This is a genomic window from Streptomyces sp. NPDC048664 (genome assembly GCF_040650555.1).
Lineage (GTDB): Bacteria > Actinomycetota > Actinomycetes > Streptomycetales > Streptomycetaceae > Streptomyces.
This window is the reverse complement of the sequence record NZ_JBEZHK010000032.1, coordinates 17582-31470: the sequence shown is the minus strand read 5'-3', so window position 1 is coordinate 31470 and position 13889 is coordinate 17582. Positions and strand designations below refer to the sequence as shown.

General features: G+C 73.8%; 13 protein-coding genes. 7 read left to right on the top strand and 6 right to left on the bottom strand.

The features are described 5' to 3' along the window. Positions 1-119: 119 nt before the first annotated feature. The 3 genes from AB0C59_RS28375 to AB0C59_RS28365 all read right to left on the bottom strand — a co-directional run bounded on the left by AB0C59_RS28375 (position 120) and on the right by AB0C59_RS28365 (position 2170). Positions 120-539 (bottom strand): hypothetical protein, encoded by a 420-nt coding sequence (locus AB0C59_RS28375; protein WP_363009512.1) that lies wholly within the window; start codon positions 537-539, stop codon positions 120-122. Between the two features lie 35 nt (positions 540-574). Then, complete coding sequence (locus AB0C59_RS28370) at positions 575-1474, bottom strand: hypothetical protein (protein ID WP_363009510.1); 900 nt, start codon at positions 1472-1474, stop codon at positions 575-577. Positions 1475-1693: 219 nt separating this feature from the next. Further along, complete coding sequence (locus AB0C59_RS28365) at positions 1694-2170, bottom strand: hypothetical protein (protein ID WP_363009508.1); 477 nt, start codon at positions 2168-2170, stop codon at positions 1694-1696. 112 nt (positions 2171-2282) lie between these two features. On the opposite strand from AB0C59_RS28365, the gene AB0C59_RS28360 reads away from it, so the two are divergent. Both AB0C59_RS28360 and AB0C59_RS28355 read left to right on the top strand, forming a co-directional pair. Beyond that, a complete protein-coding gene (locus AB0C59_RS28360) occupies positions 2283-2918 on the top strand; it encodes an NAD(P)H-binding protein (RefSeq protein ID WP_363009507.1) in 636 nt (211 codons plus the stop codon). Between the two features lie 322 nt (positions 2919-3240). Then, on the top strand, positions 3241-4422 hold the full coding sequence (locus tag AB0C59_RS28355; RefSeq protein WP_363009616.1) for a PP2C family protein-serine/threonine phosphatase: 1182 nt from the start codon (positions 3241-3243) through the stop codon (positions 4420-4422). Here the strand turns inward: AB0C59_RS28355 and dacB are convergent. Continuing rightward, complete coding sequence (gene dacB, locus AB0C59_RS28350) at positions 4403-5770, bottom strand: D-alanyl-D-alanine carboxypeptidase/D-alanyl-D-alanine-endopeptidase (protein ID WP_363009505.1); 1368 nt, start codon at positions 5768-5770, stop codon at positions 4403-4405. The genes AB0C59_RS28355 and dacB overlap by 20 nt on opposite strands. 236 nt (positions 5771-6006) lie before the next feature. On the opposite strand from dacB, the gene AB0C59_RS28345 reads away from it, so the two are divergent. Further along, entirely contained in the window at positions 6007-7107 is a 1101-nt protein-coding gene (locus AB0C59_RS28345; RefSeq protein ID WP_363009503.1) for a hypothetical protein, read from the top strand. Between the two features lie 66 nt (positions 7108-7173). On the opposite strand, the gene AB0C59_RS28340 is transcribed toward AB0C59_RS28345, so the two are convergent. Then, complete coding sequence (locus tag AB0C59_RS28340) at positions 7174-9030, bottom strand: alkyl sulfatase dimerization domain-containing protein (protein WP_363009501.1); 1857 nt, start codon at positions 9028-9030, stop codon at positions 7174-7176. 169 nt (positions 9031-9199) lie between these two features. Between AB0C59_RS28340 and AB0C59_RS28335 the strand changes: the two genes are divergently transcribed. Next, positions 9200-9481, top strand: a complete 282-nt coding sequence (locus tag AB0C59_RS28335; protein ID WP_363009499.1) for a ribosomal protein L7/L12 — start codon at positions 9200-9202, stop codon at positions 9479-9481. 119 nt (positions 9482-9600) lie between these two features. Then, the gene (locus AB0C59_RS28330) at positions 9601-10710 is read left to right on the top strand and encodes a HoxN/HupN/NixA family nickel/cobalt transporter (RefSeq protein WP_363009497.1); all 1110 of its coding nucleotides are present in this window, start codon (positions 9601-9603) and stop codon (positions 10708-10710) included. 385 nt (positions 10711-11095) lie between these two features. Here AB0C59_RS28330 and AB0C59_RS28325 read toward each other — a convergent pair whose 3' ends face one another. After that, the gene (locus tag AB0C59_RS28325; RefSeq protein WP_363009495.1) at positions 11096-11848 is read right to left on the bottom strand and encodes a DUF4142 domain-containing protein; all 753 of its coding nucleotides are present in this window, start codon (positions 11846-11848) and stop codon (positions 11096-11098) included. A 190-nt stretch (positions 11849-12038) separates the two neighbouring features. Here AB0C59_RS28325 and AB0C59_RS28320 point away from each other — a divergent pair, with 190 nt between their 5' ends. Continuing rightward, positions 12039-13079 carry a permease gene (locus tag AB0C59_RS28320; RefSeq protein ID WP_363009493.1) on the top strand — a complete coding sequence of 347 codons (1041 nt, stop codon included), beginning with the start codon at positions 12039-12041 and terminating at the stop codon, positions 13077-13079. Continuing rightward, positions 13076-13867, top strand: coding sequence for a TIGR03943 family protein (locus AB0C59_RS28315; RefSeq protein WP_363009491.1), 792 nt, complete (start codon positions 13076-13078; stop codon positions 13865-13867). Before AB0C59_RS28320 ends, AB0C59_RS28315 begins: the two co-directional genes overlap by 4 nt. The last annotated feature ends 22 nt before the right edge of the window (positions 13868-13889 follow it).

The following is a 13889-nucleotide window of genomic DNA, read 5'->3' as shown; positions in this document are numbered from 1 at the left end:
CCTGGGCAGGGTCCAGCTGTCGCAAGCACCTCATGTCGAGACCGCAATCACGCTGTTACCAGGCGCGCCGACAAAAGGGGAATCACCCCTTCCGCCGTCCGCCAACCGGCGGACAGCCCTCAGGGCGTGCGGCCGTCGCGTTCCGTCATCACCAGGGACCAGATGACGAACAGCCCGATCGCGATGGCGATGACCGACCAGACCGGGGCGTACGGCAGGAACATGAAGTAGAGGATCACGTACAGGGCCGCGAGGGCCACGCCCACCCAGCGCGCCCAGCGCATGCCCTGGATCACGCCCCAGCCGGTGAGGGCGACCAGCGCGCCGACCACCAGGTGGATCCAGCCCCAGGCGGTGAGGCTGAACTGGTACACGTAGGCGCCGACATGGACGTACACGTCGTTGGTGGCGATGCCCGCGATGCCGTTCAGCACGCCGATGACTCCGCCGACCAGCATCAGGACCCCGGCGAACGCCGTGCCTCCGGTGGCCCACGCCGACTGCTCGGGCTGAGGGGTGCGGGTGGTCTGCTGGACCATGGGGATCGCCTCCTGGGGTCGGATCGGTGGGGGTGTCAGGCCTGGACGCGGGTCGGCTGTTCCGTGGGGGACTGGGAGGTGGCCGCGGACGCGCGCCGGCGCCGTACCCAGGCGCCGCCCAGCCACGAGGTGAGCGCGACCGTGAGGCCGAGCGCCATCAACAGCCAGGAGGCCGTGCGCAGGGTCTTGGTGAGCGCGTCGTAGACCGCGCCGGCGGCCGCGTGCGAGACGTCCGCCGGCAGGTCCTCCAGCGTCATCCGGCGCCCCACCGCGACGGCCACGACCAGCAGGGCGGCGCCCAGCGCCGTGCCGAGCCCGGTCGCGCACACGGCCCGGCGCCGGCACACGGCCACCAGGATGCCGGTCAGGGCGAACCCGACCGCGGCGACGGGCAGCCAGAAACCGGCGACTTCGAGCACGTGGAACCCCTTCCTGAGCCTCGCCAGATCCGCCGACCGCAGCAGGGTGACCTCCGTGTGCGCGACCGGGATCCGGCCCGCGAACGGCACGTGCTCGGCGGTGAGCTGCCGTTTCATGCGCTCGGCGGCGGGGGCGAGGTCGATGGTGACCGGGCGGTCCCCGTTGTCGCGCAGCGCGCGCATCACGGCGTCGTGGGCCGTGAGGTTCGCCGTGTCCCAGGCGGTGCGGAAGGCGGGGGTGCCGGTGAACGAGTGGACCGCGTCATGGACGAAGGCGTGCACCGAACCGCGCAGGGGCGGGCCGACGTGCATCTCGCGCATGATCCCGTCGGTGACCGCGGACGCGACCGCCTCCCGCACCTGGGCGTCGGACGCCAGGGGGGCGGTGGTCGCGGCGTAGCGGGCACCGTCCTCGATGCCGTACGTCGCCCACGCGGCGAGCACGCCCAGCGGCGCGAGCAGGCACGCGAGGCCGACCAGCAGCGAGGAGAGCACGCTCCTGAGACGTCGGGACACGTCCTCAAGCGAACCGCGCCCTCGCGCGGTCGGCGCGGTAAGGACGTAAGAAATACGTGCATATGAGTGGATGTGACCATCGGATGGCGCAAGGAGGTGGTGCGCGCGGTGGCGGATCCGTCCGGCGTGCGGAAGGGCGACGCGCGAGGCCCCGGCGTCGGCGCGGCCGACGACCGGGGCCTCGGGTGTGAGGGGGGCGGGGAAGGGCGCCTCGCGGCGTCAGACCATGCGCCAGTGCTCGTCGCCCGGATCCTCGTGCGTGTAGTACCGGTAGTAGTCGAACAGGAACACCGCCACGGCCACCGCCAGGGAGATGCCGCAACTGCGCAGCACGCTGTGGCCGGTCTGGCTGTAGAGGAAGCCGAAGGCGACGCCCGCGAACACGGCCCACAGCGCCGCGCGCCGCTCGCGTCGCAGGCCCGGTGTCCTTCTCAGCAGCGCGTGGCACAGCACGGCGAAGACGACCGCGCAGACGAAGCCGAACAGCAGGTTCCAGCCGGTGATGGGGCCGGCGTCGCGCCGATTGGCCGCGGCCCAGTAGCCGTAGACGAGCCCGAGGGCGACGGGGACGGCGAGCCGCGCCATCCCGTGGGTGCGGGTGCCGAGGATGTCCGGCGGGCGGTGCGGTTCGATCCCGGCGCCCCGGCGGGTGGCGGGCGCGTGGGTGGTCCTGGGCACGGGTGCCGCGTGAGCCATGGAACGCTCCTCTCTCCTCGCCCCCCGCTCCCCCCGCATCCAGCGCACACCCGGCCCGGGCACCCGGCAAGTCGGGATGCGGGGGCGTCGGGGGCGTGTTTCGCTGGGCCTCATGAGGATCGTGCTGTTCGGGGCCACGGGCATGGTGGGCCGCCGGATCGCGGCGGAGGCGGTGCGGCGCGGCCACCGGGTCACGACCGTGAGCCGCTCCGGGCAGTCGCCCGTGCCCGGTGTGACGGCCGCGGCGGCCGATGCCTCGGACCCGGCCGGCGTCGCCGCGCTGGTGGCGGGGGCGGACGCGGTGGTCAGCGCGTGCGCGCCACCGCGGGACGGCACGGAGCCGGGGGAGCCGTTCCTCGCGCTGAACCGCTCCCTGCTGCGGGGCACACGGGAGGCCGGGGTGCCTCGGATGGTCGTGGTCGGGGGCGCGGGCAGCCTGGAGGTGGCGCCCGGCCAGGAGCTGGTGGACCAGCCGGACTTCCCGGGGGAACTGCTGGCCGAGGCGCGCGCCCACCGCGACGTCCTGCGGCTCTACCGCGAGGTGGACGACCTGGACTGGACGTACGTCTCGCCCGCCGCCGAGCTCGCCCCCGGTGAGCGCACGGGGATTTTTCGCACGGACGGCGACCGGCTGCTCACCGACGAGAACGGAGCCAGCAGGATCAGCGCCGAGGACTACGCGGTCGCGTGCGTGGACGAACTGGAGCGTGACGCGCATCCACGGGCCCGCATGTCGGTGGCCTACTGAGACGGCGGCAGCCTCGGTGCCCAGGCGACCGCCCCACGACCCGCCGCCGCAGGAGGGCCGGGGAGAGCGGCACCCGCCCAGGGATCCGGGCGGCGCTCCCGCGGGCGGGCATCGCTTCCCGCGGCCGCTCCCGCGGCGCGCCCCCGGCGGCGCCCATCCCGCCCTCGGAGTCTCGCTCCCCGACCGGCAGGGCGACGACCCGCTGCCCGCCGTCTCCGTGCCCGACGAGTCGGTGCTGGACGGCCCCGCCCAGGACGCGGGGGCTCCGGCCCCGCGCGTGCGGCGCCCCGGAGCCGTGCGCGACCCCGCCGGCGCCGACGCCCTGTCGACCACCCACTCGCTGCTGCGGGTGCGCGGACGCAGCGCGGCCTGGCTGCCGCCCGTCCTGCTGCTCGCAGCCATTCCCGCGGTCGACTGGCTGACCCGCGGCGACTTCCGGACCATCTCGTGGGTCGTGCTGGTCCCCGGTATCGCCGCCGCGCTGTGCGGGCTGCGCGGCACCGTGGTCATCGCCCTGCTGGCCGTCCTCACCTACGAGTTGGAGGACCGCGCCTGGCCGCCCCAGTACCGGTCCGGGCTGCCCGACTTCATCCTGGTGGTGGTGGGCGGCGCGTTCGCGGTGGTGGCGTGCGGGGTCCGGCTGCGCGGCGAGCGGCGCATGCTGCACATGCAGGACGTCGCCGACACCACGCGGCGTGCGGTGCTGCGCCCGCTGCCCGCCGGGTTCGGCGGCCTCGACCACGCGGCCGTCTACCTTCCCGCGGACAGTGTGGCCCGGGTCGGCGGCGACTTCTACGACATCCAGCCGGGGCCGCGCGGCACCCGGGTCCTGCTCGGCGACGTGCAGGGCAAGGGGCTCGGCGCGGTCGCGGCGGCCTCGGGACTGCTGGGCACGTTCCGTGAGGCCGGGTACCACGAACCCCGCCTCGCCTCGGTGGCCGCGCGGCTGGAGGCGAGGATGCGGCGGCACGTGATGTACTGCGCGGCCATCGGCCGCGACGACGACGAACGCTTCGCCACCGCCGTCCTGGTCGGCTTCCCGCGGCGCGCGGCGCGGGAGGAGCCGCCGGGCGGGTCGGCGGCGGCGCAGCCCGGCGGATCGTCGTACGTGGAGGTCGTGAACTTCGGCCACGAGCCCCCGCTGGTGGTCTCCGCCGACGGCGTACGGGCGCTGCCCCTCGGGCAGGGGCTCCCGGTCGGCCTGGCCGCGCTGGGCGAGGGCCTGCCGCCGCCGATGCGGCTGCCCCTCGCGGACGGCGAGACGCTGCTGCTGTTCACGGACGGGGTGAGCGAGGCGCGGGACGCGGCCGGGGAGTTCTTCCCGCTGCGGGAGACGGTGGCCCGGGCCCTGGCCGAGGATCCGCGTGCGGCCGAGCCCGGGAACCTGGTCCGCCTGGTGCGGGACTGCACGCTGCGGCACAGCGGCGGGCACCTGGAGGACGACACGACGATCTTCGCCGTCCGCAGACGCCCGCCCCGCGTGCCTACGCGTAGCAGCCGTTGACGGTCGCCGCGAGGCCGTCCAGGGCGTCCTTGGTGGCGTCCGGGTCGGCCGTGGCGCCGTTCTCCACGAAGGAGAAGACCTTCCACCTGCCGTCCTTGCCCTGTGTCAGGCCGCTCAGCGCGAGAGCGCCGGTGAGCGTGCCGGTCTTCGCGCGCACCTTGCCCACGGCGCACCGGGAGTCGGCGTCGTCGAAGCGGCCGTAGTCCGGCCCGAGCGTGCCGTCCGCGTCGCCGGCCACGGGCAGGCCGTCGAGGACGGCGGCGAGGGTCTGCGCGTACTGGTGCCGCGTGGGAAGTTCGAGGACCTGGGCGAGGGTGGCGGCCGGGATGCGGTCGGACCGGGACAGTCCGCTGCCGTCGTGGAGCTCGAAGTGGGCGAGCGAGACGCCGTACACCGTGCTGAGCACATGGCGCACGGCCTCGGTGCCGCCCTCGAACGTGGCCGGGTGGCCGGCGGCCAGGGCCGTCATGCGCAGCAGGGTCTCGGCGATGTCGTTGTCGCTGTGCTTGAGCATCGTGCGGACGATGCCCGACAGCGGCCCCGACGTGTGCTGCGCCACCGGTACGTCCGTCGTGCGGGCGGTGGCGCGGGTGACGTCGCCGGTGACCGCGACCCCGCTCGCGGCGAGCTGCCGGGCGAAGACCTGGCCGGCGTCGACGGAGGTGTCCTGGACGCCGTGCCCGTCCACGACCAGCGCGCGGACCGGGGCGACGGTGTCGGGGTAGTAGCCGTCGTTCCAGCCCGTGGCCAGGGTGGGCGCCGGGAACAGGCTGTCGTCGACGGCGACCTTCACGGAGGACAGCCCGGCGGCCTTGAGCCCGGCGACCGCGGTCCTCGCCAGCTCGGTGAGGTCGGCGGTGGTCAGCGTGCGGTCGCCGCCGCCGACGAGGGTCAGGGTGCCGTCCCCGTAGACGACCTTCGTGGTGAAGCGGTGGTCGGGGCCGAGCACGGTCAGCGCGGCGGTCGACGTGACGAGCTTGGCGTTGGACGCCGGCATCAGCGCCGTGGAGGCGTTGTGGCCCCAGAGCGTCTTGCCCGAGGCGGCGTCGAGGACCACGCCGCTCACGTGGGAGCCCAGCCGCTGGTCCAGGACGCGGCTCGCCAGGTTCTTGGCCATCCGCTGGTCGGCGGGGTCCGGTCGGTCGGGCTTGGCCGTCGCGCCGGAGCCCTTGCCGGCGGCGAAGGCGGAGGGGCCGGAGACGGCCGCGGACACCACGGGCACGGCCAGGGCGACGACGAGCGCGCGGCGCAGGCCGGTTCCCGTGGCGTTCTGTCTCGGCTTGCGGTGCCGGCGCCGGCCACCCGGAAGGAAGGCGTTCTCGGCCGCCTCGGCCGTCATGTCGCTCATCAAGGGATGCGTGTTCTTTCCGGCGCGGGGGTCCTGGACGTGGGGAGATCGCCCGCACGCTATCAGCCGACTCGCGTGTGATCGGCTGAAACGAAGCAGGTCTGGCCGTAGGGGCAACCGGCCTGTCCGCAGGGGTCGATGGATCCACCCGAGGGGGGTTTGCCGGTCTTTCGTCGCGCCTTCGCACGCGCAGCGGCTACGGTGCTGGCGTAGCTGACGATCGGGGAAAGAAGACCATGCCGGGAACCGTGCTGCTGCTCGCCGCCTCACCGGTGGGCAAGGGGCGTCTGGTGGACGCGGCCTCCGTGCTCCCGGTGCTCGCCGCCGTGGCCCCGTCGGTGCTGTCCGGCACGGACACGGCCAACGTGGTGGAGCTCGCCGACCCGCTGGAACCGCAGGCGGTGCTCACCTGGTTGCGTGCGGCGGCGGCCGCGCCCGGCCCGCTGACGCTGTTCCTGACGGGGCAGCTGCACGTCGACCGCCGACAGCGGCTGCCGCACCTCGCCCTGGCCCGCACCACGCCGTCGACGATCCGGTACACCGGCCTGCCCTGGCACTGGATCCGCGAGGAGCTGCGGCTGCGGGCTCCCGGCACGACGACGGTGTTCGCCGATCTGCACGCGGACCAGGAGGCCTGGCAGCAGGTGCGCGCCGGTGCCCTGGACTGCGGTCCGGCCGTCGCGCTGTACGGCCGTGTCGCCCCGCCGCCGGCACGCCGCGGCCCGGCGTCCCCGGCGTACATGAAGGCCCTGGCCACCCTCCTGCGCAGCGGGCACCGCCCGGACCCGCACACCCTGCACGAGGCGACCCTGGCGCGCGCCCACGGGGAGCCGGGTGCGCGCGGCGACCTCACCCTCGCGCCCCCCGCCCCGCCCGCGGCCGCCTCCTTCGCCGCCCCGGACCCGCACGCGGAACTCGCCGCCGCCGTGCGGGACGGCCGGCACGCGGAGGCGGCGGAGCTGGCCGAGCGGTGGGAGCGGACGGCACTGCGGCAGCACGGTCCGGCCTCCGAGGAGGTCCTGCACTGGATGGAGGTGCGCGCCGACCTCGCGATGTTCGCCGGCGACGCGGGCCTCAGCTGCGAGATCTGGCTGGCGGTGGCCAACATCCGGCTGTCGGCGGGGCTCAGCCCGGGGGCCGCGCCGGTGGAGTCGGCCGTCGACCGGGCCCACCACCAGTGGGGCCGTATCGACGACGCGGCGCGTGCGGGCGAACTGGGGCCGGCGCTGGCCGACCTGAGGCAGCGGGTACCGGGCCGCAGGGAGGGTGCCCTCGACCATGTGCGGCAGCACCTGCGCCGCCTGCACCACGAACCCCAGGCACAGCCGCAGCCGTAGGGCCTGTCCGGCAGTTCCCCTCGGGCAACAGCGTCACCGGGGCGGGGCACGGGGTCGGTGCCGGGGTCACGGGGTCACCACGGGAAACGCGCGGTCCGGGCCGGTCACGTAGGAGAACAGGCGTTTGAGGAGGGTGCGGTCGCCGTCCGTGGCGATGCCCGCCAGGCCCTTGCCCGCCAGCAGGCCGAGCAGTTCGGCGCGGGTGAGGGTGAGGGTCAGGCCCGCGTGCGGCTTCGGGGTGTGGTGCAGGGGGAGGCCGCGGTGGGTCAGGGCGCCGTGCTCCAGGTTGATCCGGTGGCGCCGCTCCTCGTCGATCACGATGAGGTCCACGATCAGCCGCGGCTCCCGGGCCGCCCGGAGCCCGTCGACGCGGACCGCGAGGGAGTCCAGCAGCATGTCGACGGTGAGGGCCGAGGTCATCTCGGGGGTGTCCGTGGTGACGGCGGCTCCGCCGGTGTCCCCCCGCAGTTCCTGCGCGCCGGTCAGGTAGATGTTGCGCCAGGTCCCGTTCTCCGCGCCGTGCCCCAGGCGTTCGTACACCTCGGCGAGCGCGCTCCTGGCCTGGGCGTGGTCCGGGTCCGCGAACACGACGTGGTCCAGGAGCGTCGCCGCGAAGCGCAGGTCCCCCGCCTCCGCGTACCGGCGGGCCGCCGCGAGCATCGCCTCGGGGCCGCCCGCCACCTCCACGTACCGGGCGGCCAGCGCGGCCGGCGGATGCTCCCACAGGTGGGCCGGGTTGCCGTCGTACCAGCCCATGTACCGCTGGTAGACGGCCTTGGCGTTGTGGCTCAGGGAGCCGTAGTAGCCCCGCGCGTGCCAGGCGCGCTCCAGGGCCGGGGGCAGCCGGAGCTCCTCGGCGATCTCCGTGCCGGTCAGGCCGTTGTTCAGCAGCCGCAGCGTCTGGTCGTGCAGGTACGCGTACAGGTCGCGCTGCTCGCCCAGCAGCCGTACGACGTTCTCGTGCCCCCAGGTCGGCCAGTGGTGCGAGGCGAGGGCCACGTCGTAGCCGTCGCCGAAGAAGTCGATGGCCTCGTCCAGATAGCGGGACCAGACGCGGGCGTCGCGGACCTGGGCGCCGCGCAGGGTCAGGATGTTGTGCAGGGTGTGCGTGACGTTCTCGGCCATGCACAGGGCGCGCTGCTCGGTGAAGAGGAGGTTCATCTCGGCGGGGGCCTCGGTGCCCGGCGTCAGCTGGAACAGCATGCGGACGCCGTCCACGACCTCCGTCTGCCCGCTGTGCGTGATGTCGACCGTGGGCGGGACGAGCGTGACCGTGCCCGAGGACAGGGTCGTGCCCAGGCCGGTGCCGATCTGCCCGTCGGGCGCCTTCGGCAGCCGCGCGCCGTACATGAACCCGGAGCGCCGGGCCATCGCGGGCCCGGCGAACACGTTCTCGCTGACCGCGTGTTCCAGGAACCCGGTGGGCGCGAGCACCGGCACGCCCCCGTCCAGGTCGCCCGGCAGCACCCCCCGGGCACCGCCGAAGTGGTCCACGTGGCTGTGGGTGTAGACGAGGCCGGTGACGGGCCGCTCCCCCCGGTGGCGCCGGTACAGGGCCAGAGCGGCGGCGGCGCACTCGGCGGAGATCAGCGGATCCACGACCACGACGCCCTCGCGGCCCTCCACGAGCGTCATGTTGGACAGGTCGAGCCCGCGCACCTGGAACACGCCCTCGGTCACCTCGTACAGCCCCTGCCGGGCGCACAGCCGCGACTGCCGCCACAGCCCGGGGTGCGCGGTGGCGGGGCAGTCCGCGTCGAGGAACCCGTACGCGTCGGCGTCCCACACGACCCGCCCGTCCTCGCCCGCCACCGTCCCGGGTACGAGCGCGGCGACGAATCCCCGGTCGGCGTTCTCGAAGTCGGTACGGTCCTCGAAGGGCGGCTGCCCGTCGGGCGGGCCGTCCAGGGGCGCGGCGTCCATGGGGCCAGCTTCGGCGCGGGCGGTGCCCGGGGCCAGCGGTGGGGGACCGTTCAGGCGGCGCCCCCGCTGGACGCCTTCCTCGCCGACCGGGCCGACGTGAGCCGGAGCACACGTGCCGCCGAGCGCGCCGAACGGCCCTCAGGCACGCCCCGTTCATAGGATCCCGCCCATGGACATATGGATCCTCTTCCTCGTCGTCATCCTCCTTCCCGCCGGATACGCCGGTGTCGAGGCCAGGGTCAGACGCGTCGACCGCCGGCTGGTCCAGGTCGAGCGGAAACTGGACCTGGTCCTCGACCGGCTGGGCGTCACGCCCGAGGAGCCGGTCCTGGAGCAGGTAGCGGCCCTGGTGCGCGACGGCAGGAGGATCCAGGCGATCAAGGTGTACCGCGAGCTGACGGGTGCCGGTCTCAAGGAGGCGAAGGAAGCCGTGGAGCGGATGGACGGGTAGCCGGGCCCCGGGCCCCAGCCCTGTTGCGACCGTCTTGCAAATGGCGGACAGGTGCATCAGGGTGGGATCCGCAGTACCCGGAGACTGGGGATTGCGCTACCCGGCGACGAAAGGCCCCCATGTCCCCGTCCTTCCCCAGGATGCGCACGTCCCTCACACGGCAGGAGTGGGGCCGGCTCGGCGGGATGGCCGCGTTCATCCTGGCCCTGCACGTCATCGGATGGTTCACGCTCGTCGGGATCGTCGCGCCCGAGCACTACACCATCGGGGAGAAGTCCTTCGGCGTCGGCATCGGCGTGACCGCGTACACCCTGGGCATGCGGCACGCCTTCGACGCGGACCACATCGCGGCGATCGACAACACCACCCGCAAGCTGATGGGCGAGGGCCAGCGGCCCCTGTCCGTCGGGTTCTGGTTCTCGCTCGGCCACTCCAGCATCGTGTTCGGCCTGGCGCTGCTGCTCTCGCTCGGGGTGCGCACGCTGGCCGGCCCGGTCCGGGACGACAACTCCGAACTGCACGACGTGACGGGCGTCATCGGCACGACGGTCTCCGGCACGTTCCTCTACGTCATCGCCGCGATCAACCTCGTCATCCTGGCCGGCATCTGGAAGGTGTTCCGGCGGATGCGCACGGGGCAGTACGACGAGGCGGCGCTGGAGGAGCAGCTCAACAACCGCGGCTTCATGAACCGCATCCTCGGACGCGTGATGAAGTCGATCACCAAGCCCTGGCAGATGTACCCGCTCGGCCTGCTCTTCGGCCTCGGCTTCGACACCGCGACCGAGATCGCGCTGCTCGTCCTCGCCGGCTCGGGCGCCGCCTCCGGGCTGCCCTGGTACGCGATCCTGTGCCTGCCCGTGCTCTTCGCCGCCGGCATGTCGCTGCTCGACACCATCGACGGCTCGTTCATGAACTTCGCCTACGAGTGGGCCTTTTCCAAGCCGGTGCGCAAGGTCTACTACAACCTCACCATCACGGGCCTGTCCGTCGCCGTCGCGCTGATCATCGGCACCGTGGAACTGCTCGGCCTCCTGTCCGAGAAGCTCGGGCTGCACGGCGCGTTCTGGGACTGGATCGGCGGCCTCGACCTCAACACCATCGGCTTCGTGATCGTCGGGCTCTTCTTCGTCACCTGGGCGGTCGCCCTGGTGGTGTGGAAGGTCGCCCGGATCGAGGAGAAGTGGACGGCGGGGCTCGCGCCGTCGGCGGAGCAGGCCGCCGAGTAGCGGAGTAGCGGACGACGACGCCAAAGTCGTAGCGCTTTCAACGAGGTTGACACCCGCTCGGGGCTGCTCGACTATGTGTGCGAGCTGTGGCGCGAGTACCTCGTGCGACCGGCGCGACCGGTGACACGCCGCGCCTCGCCGCCTTCCCCCGGCTCGCCGCGACCATTCTCCACGGGCCCGGCGCTCATTCCCCCGGTGAGCGCCGGGCCCACCTTCGTGCGCCCGGCGGCGGCCGGGATCCTGGAGCCAGGGGCGCGGGCGGGCGGTCACGGGCCGGTCCGGAGCCCGGCCGACCGTGAACCCCTCCGTGCGTCCACGCCCGTTCCGGGCCCCGTCGCGGCCCGTGCCCGTGCCCGCGCCCACCGACGGTCGGGGGGCCGCGGGCTCAGCCCGTGGTCGGCGCCGGGGAGGGGTTCGTCGCGGGCGTCGACGGCGGCGGGGTGAAGCCCGGGGGCGGGGAGAGGACCATGGTCGGCTCGCCGGGCGCGGGCACCGGCGGGGTCGTGTCGCTCTTCGGGAGCTTCGGCGGGGTCGTCTCCTGGAACAGCACCGAGTCGAAGTTCACCAGACCCGTCTGCTCCATCACCGTGATGTGGTCGAGAACCGTGTCGTTCGCCTGGTCGGCGAGCTGCCTGACCAGGGTGTTCCTGGTGGTGGCCCGGATGTTGGCGATGACCGGGAAGATCTGGCCGTGCGTCACCCGCAGGATGTTGGCGAGGTCCTCGTCGAACTTCTTGCCCGTGTCGGCGGTCAGCGTGGACACGAACCCCTGCTGCTGGGGGCTCGCCAGGTTGGGAATCGTGATGCCCAGCTGCGCGGCCACCCTGCGGTCGGCGTCGTCGAGGTTCGAGTGCCCGTTCACCAGGTGCTGCCCCGCCGTGCGCACCGCCGGGGTCGTGCCCTTCTTCAGGGCCAGCTCACCGGCGGGGAACTCCCACAGTCCCGCGGCCCGCACCTTGACGACGAAGTCGCGGTCCGCCTCCGTCAGCGGTCCCGCCGAGGTGTTCGCGACCACGCGCGTCGGGGCGCTGGAGACGGTCTGCACCCCCAGCATCGAGGGGTAGACGAGAGCCGTGAGCGTCAGCGTCAGGGCGCCCGCCACGAAAAGGGTTCCCGCCGCGTTCCGCGAAATGCGCATGGCTCCTCCTGGTTGTTCGGACTCCCAGGGATACGGCGGGAAGGAACCCCGGAACCTTTTCCGCTGGCAAAATCCCCGGCCCACGCTGTGGCCGTGGTCACAGGCGGTGTCCAGGCGTGCGTGGCGGTGACGCGGCGGGTCGCCGCGCGCCCGCTATGTTCGATCCGAACATCCGACATTCGGAGCCGGCATGCAGAAGACAGAAGAACGGGCCGAGGGGGCCGATGCGGCCGTCGAGGACCCGGCAGCGGGGGACGGCGCCGCCGCGGACCGCGGCGGCCGTGCGCTGCCCTGGCCGCTGCTGTTCGGCGCGGCGGTCCTGGCGGGCCCGGTCCTGCTCGTCCTCGGCCGCTGGCTGGACGAGCCGGTCATGCAGGCCTGGCGGACGGTGTGCCTGGCCATCACCGTGCAGGCGCTGCCCTTCCTGCTGCTGGGCACGGCCCTGTCCGGCGCGATCAACGCGTTCGTGCCCGAAAGGGTGTTCACCCGGGTGCTGCCGAGCAGGCCCGCGCTGGCCGTGCCGGTCGCCGGGATCGCCGGGGCCGTGCTGCCCGGCTGCGAGTGCGCGTCGGTGCCGGTCGCCAACAGCCTGATCCGCCGGGGGGTCACGCCCGCCGCCGCGTTCGCCTTCCTGCTGTCGGCGCCCGCCGTCAACCCGGTCGTCCTGACCGCCACCGCCATCGCCTTCCCCGGCAACCCCGCCATGGTCCTGGCCCGGCTGCTCGCCTCGCTGGCCACCGCCACCGCGATGGGCTGGCTGTGGCTCTGGCTGGGCCGCGAGGAGTGGCTGCGCCCGACCGTGCGGCACGGCGGTCACCGCCCCGGACACAGCCGCCTGCGCGAGTTCCGCCTCGGCTTCCAGCACGACTTCCTGCACGCGGGCGGCTTCCTGGTGCTCGGCGCCATGGCGGCGGCCACCTTCAACGTGAGCGTCCCGCGCTCCGTCCTCGACGTGTTCGCGGGCTCGCCCTGGCTGTCCGTGGTGTTCATGGCCCTGCTGGCCGTCCTCCTCGCGGTGTGCTCGGAGGCGGACGCGTTCGTCGCGGCCTCGCTGACCGGGTTCTCGCCGCTCGCCCGACTGGTGTTCATCGTGGTGGGGCCGATGGTCGACCTGAAGCTGATCGCCCTCCAGGCGGGCACGTTCGGCCGGGCCTTCGCGGCCCGCTTCTCGACGGCCACGGCGCTGGTCGCGGTGCTGTGCAGCGCGCTGATCGGAGGAGTACTGCTGTGAGACGCCCCCTTCAGGTGCTCCTGCTCGTCCTCGGCGGCCTCGGTCTGCTGCGCGTCTCCCTGTTCGGCGACCTCTATCTGCGCTACGTCAAGGCGGGGCTGCGCCCGCTCCTGATCGCCTCGGGCGTGCTGCTGCTCGCGCTGGGCGTCGCGGAGGCGGTCTCGTACTGGCGGACGACCGTGCGCGCTGGCCGGGGGCGGAGCGACGAGGACGACGGCGGCGGCCACGCCCACGACGACGACCACGGTCACGACGCCGGCCACGGCCACGACCACTCCGTCGTCCCCCGCACCGCCTGGCTGCTGTTCCTGCCCGTGGTCAGCCTGCTCTGCTACGCGCCCCCGGCCCTCGGCGCGTACACCGCCTCCCGTCAGACGCCCGAGGTCGTCAGCGAACGGCGGCACTTCGACCCGCTGCCCACGACCTCGCCCGTCCCGATCACCCTCACCGACTTCACCGCACGCGTGCAGCAGGACCGGACGCGGGCCGTCGGCGGCCGCACCGTCGAGATGACCGGGTTCGTCACGCCCGCCCCGTCGGGCGGCGGCTGGTACCTGACCCGGATCGTCTACTCCTGCTGCGCGGCCGACGCCCAGACCGTCAAGGTACGGGTGTACGGGCCCTCGTCGGCGGCCGACACCTGGGTGTCCGTGACGGGCACCTGGCATCCCGGCGGCACCCTGGGCACGAGGACCGCCTCGGTCGCGCTGGACGCGCGCGGCGTCCACCGGATCACACGGCCGGTGAACGCGTACACGGACGACCTGCCCCTGGACCTCTCGCGGTGAGCCGGCCCCGGGGAGGGCGCCG

Excerpts from the sequence above, each read along its gene's own strand:
- AB0C59_RS28375 (WP_363009512.1), bottom strand. The coding sequence starts at position 539 with ATGGTCCAGCAGACCACCCGCACCCCTCAGCCCGAGCAGTCGGCGTGG.
- AB0C59_RS28365 (WP_363009508.1), bottom strand. The coding sequence starts at position 2,170 with ATGGCTCACGCGGCACCCGTGCCCAGGACCACCCACGCGCCCGCCACC.
- AB0C59_RS28360 (WP_363009507.1), top strand. The coding sequence starts at position 2,283 with ATGAGGATCGTGCTGTTCGGGGCCACGGGCATGGTGGGCCGCCGGATC.
- dacB (WP_363009505.1), bottom strand. The coding sequence starts at position 5,770 with ATGAGCGACATGACGGCCGAGGCGGCCGAGAACGCCTTCCTTCCGGGT.
- AB0C59_RS28345 (WP_363009503.1), top strand. The coding sequence starts at position 6,007 with ATGCCGGGAACCGTGCTGCTGCTCGCCGCCTCACCGGTGGGCAAGGGG.
- AB0C59_RS28340 (WP_363009501.1), bottom strand. The coding sequence starts at position 9,030 with ATGGACGCCGCGCCCCTGGACGGCCCGCCCGACGGGCAGCCGCCCTTC.
- AB0C59_RS28335 (WP_363009499.1), top strand. The coding sequence starts at position 9,200 with ATGGACATATGGATCCTCTTCCTCGTCGTCATCCTCCTTCCCGCCGGA.
- AB0C59_RS28330 (WP_363009497.1), top strand. The coding sequence starts at position 9,601 with ATGTCCCCGTCCTTCCCCAGGATGCGCACGTCCCTCACACGGCAGGAG.
- AB0C59_RS28325 (WP_363009495.1), bottom strand. The coding sequence starts at position 11,848 with ATGCGCATTTCGCGGAACGCGGCGGGAACCCTTTTCGTGGCGGGCGCC.
- AB0C59_RS28320 (WP_363009493.1), top strand. The coding sequence starts at position 12,039 with ATGCAGAAGACAGAAGAACGGGCCGAGGGGGCCGATGCGGCCGTCGAG.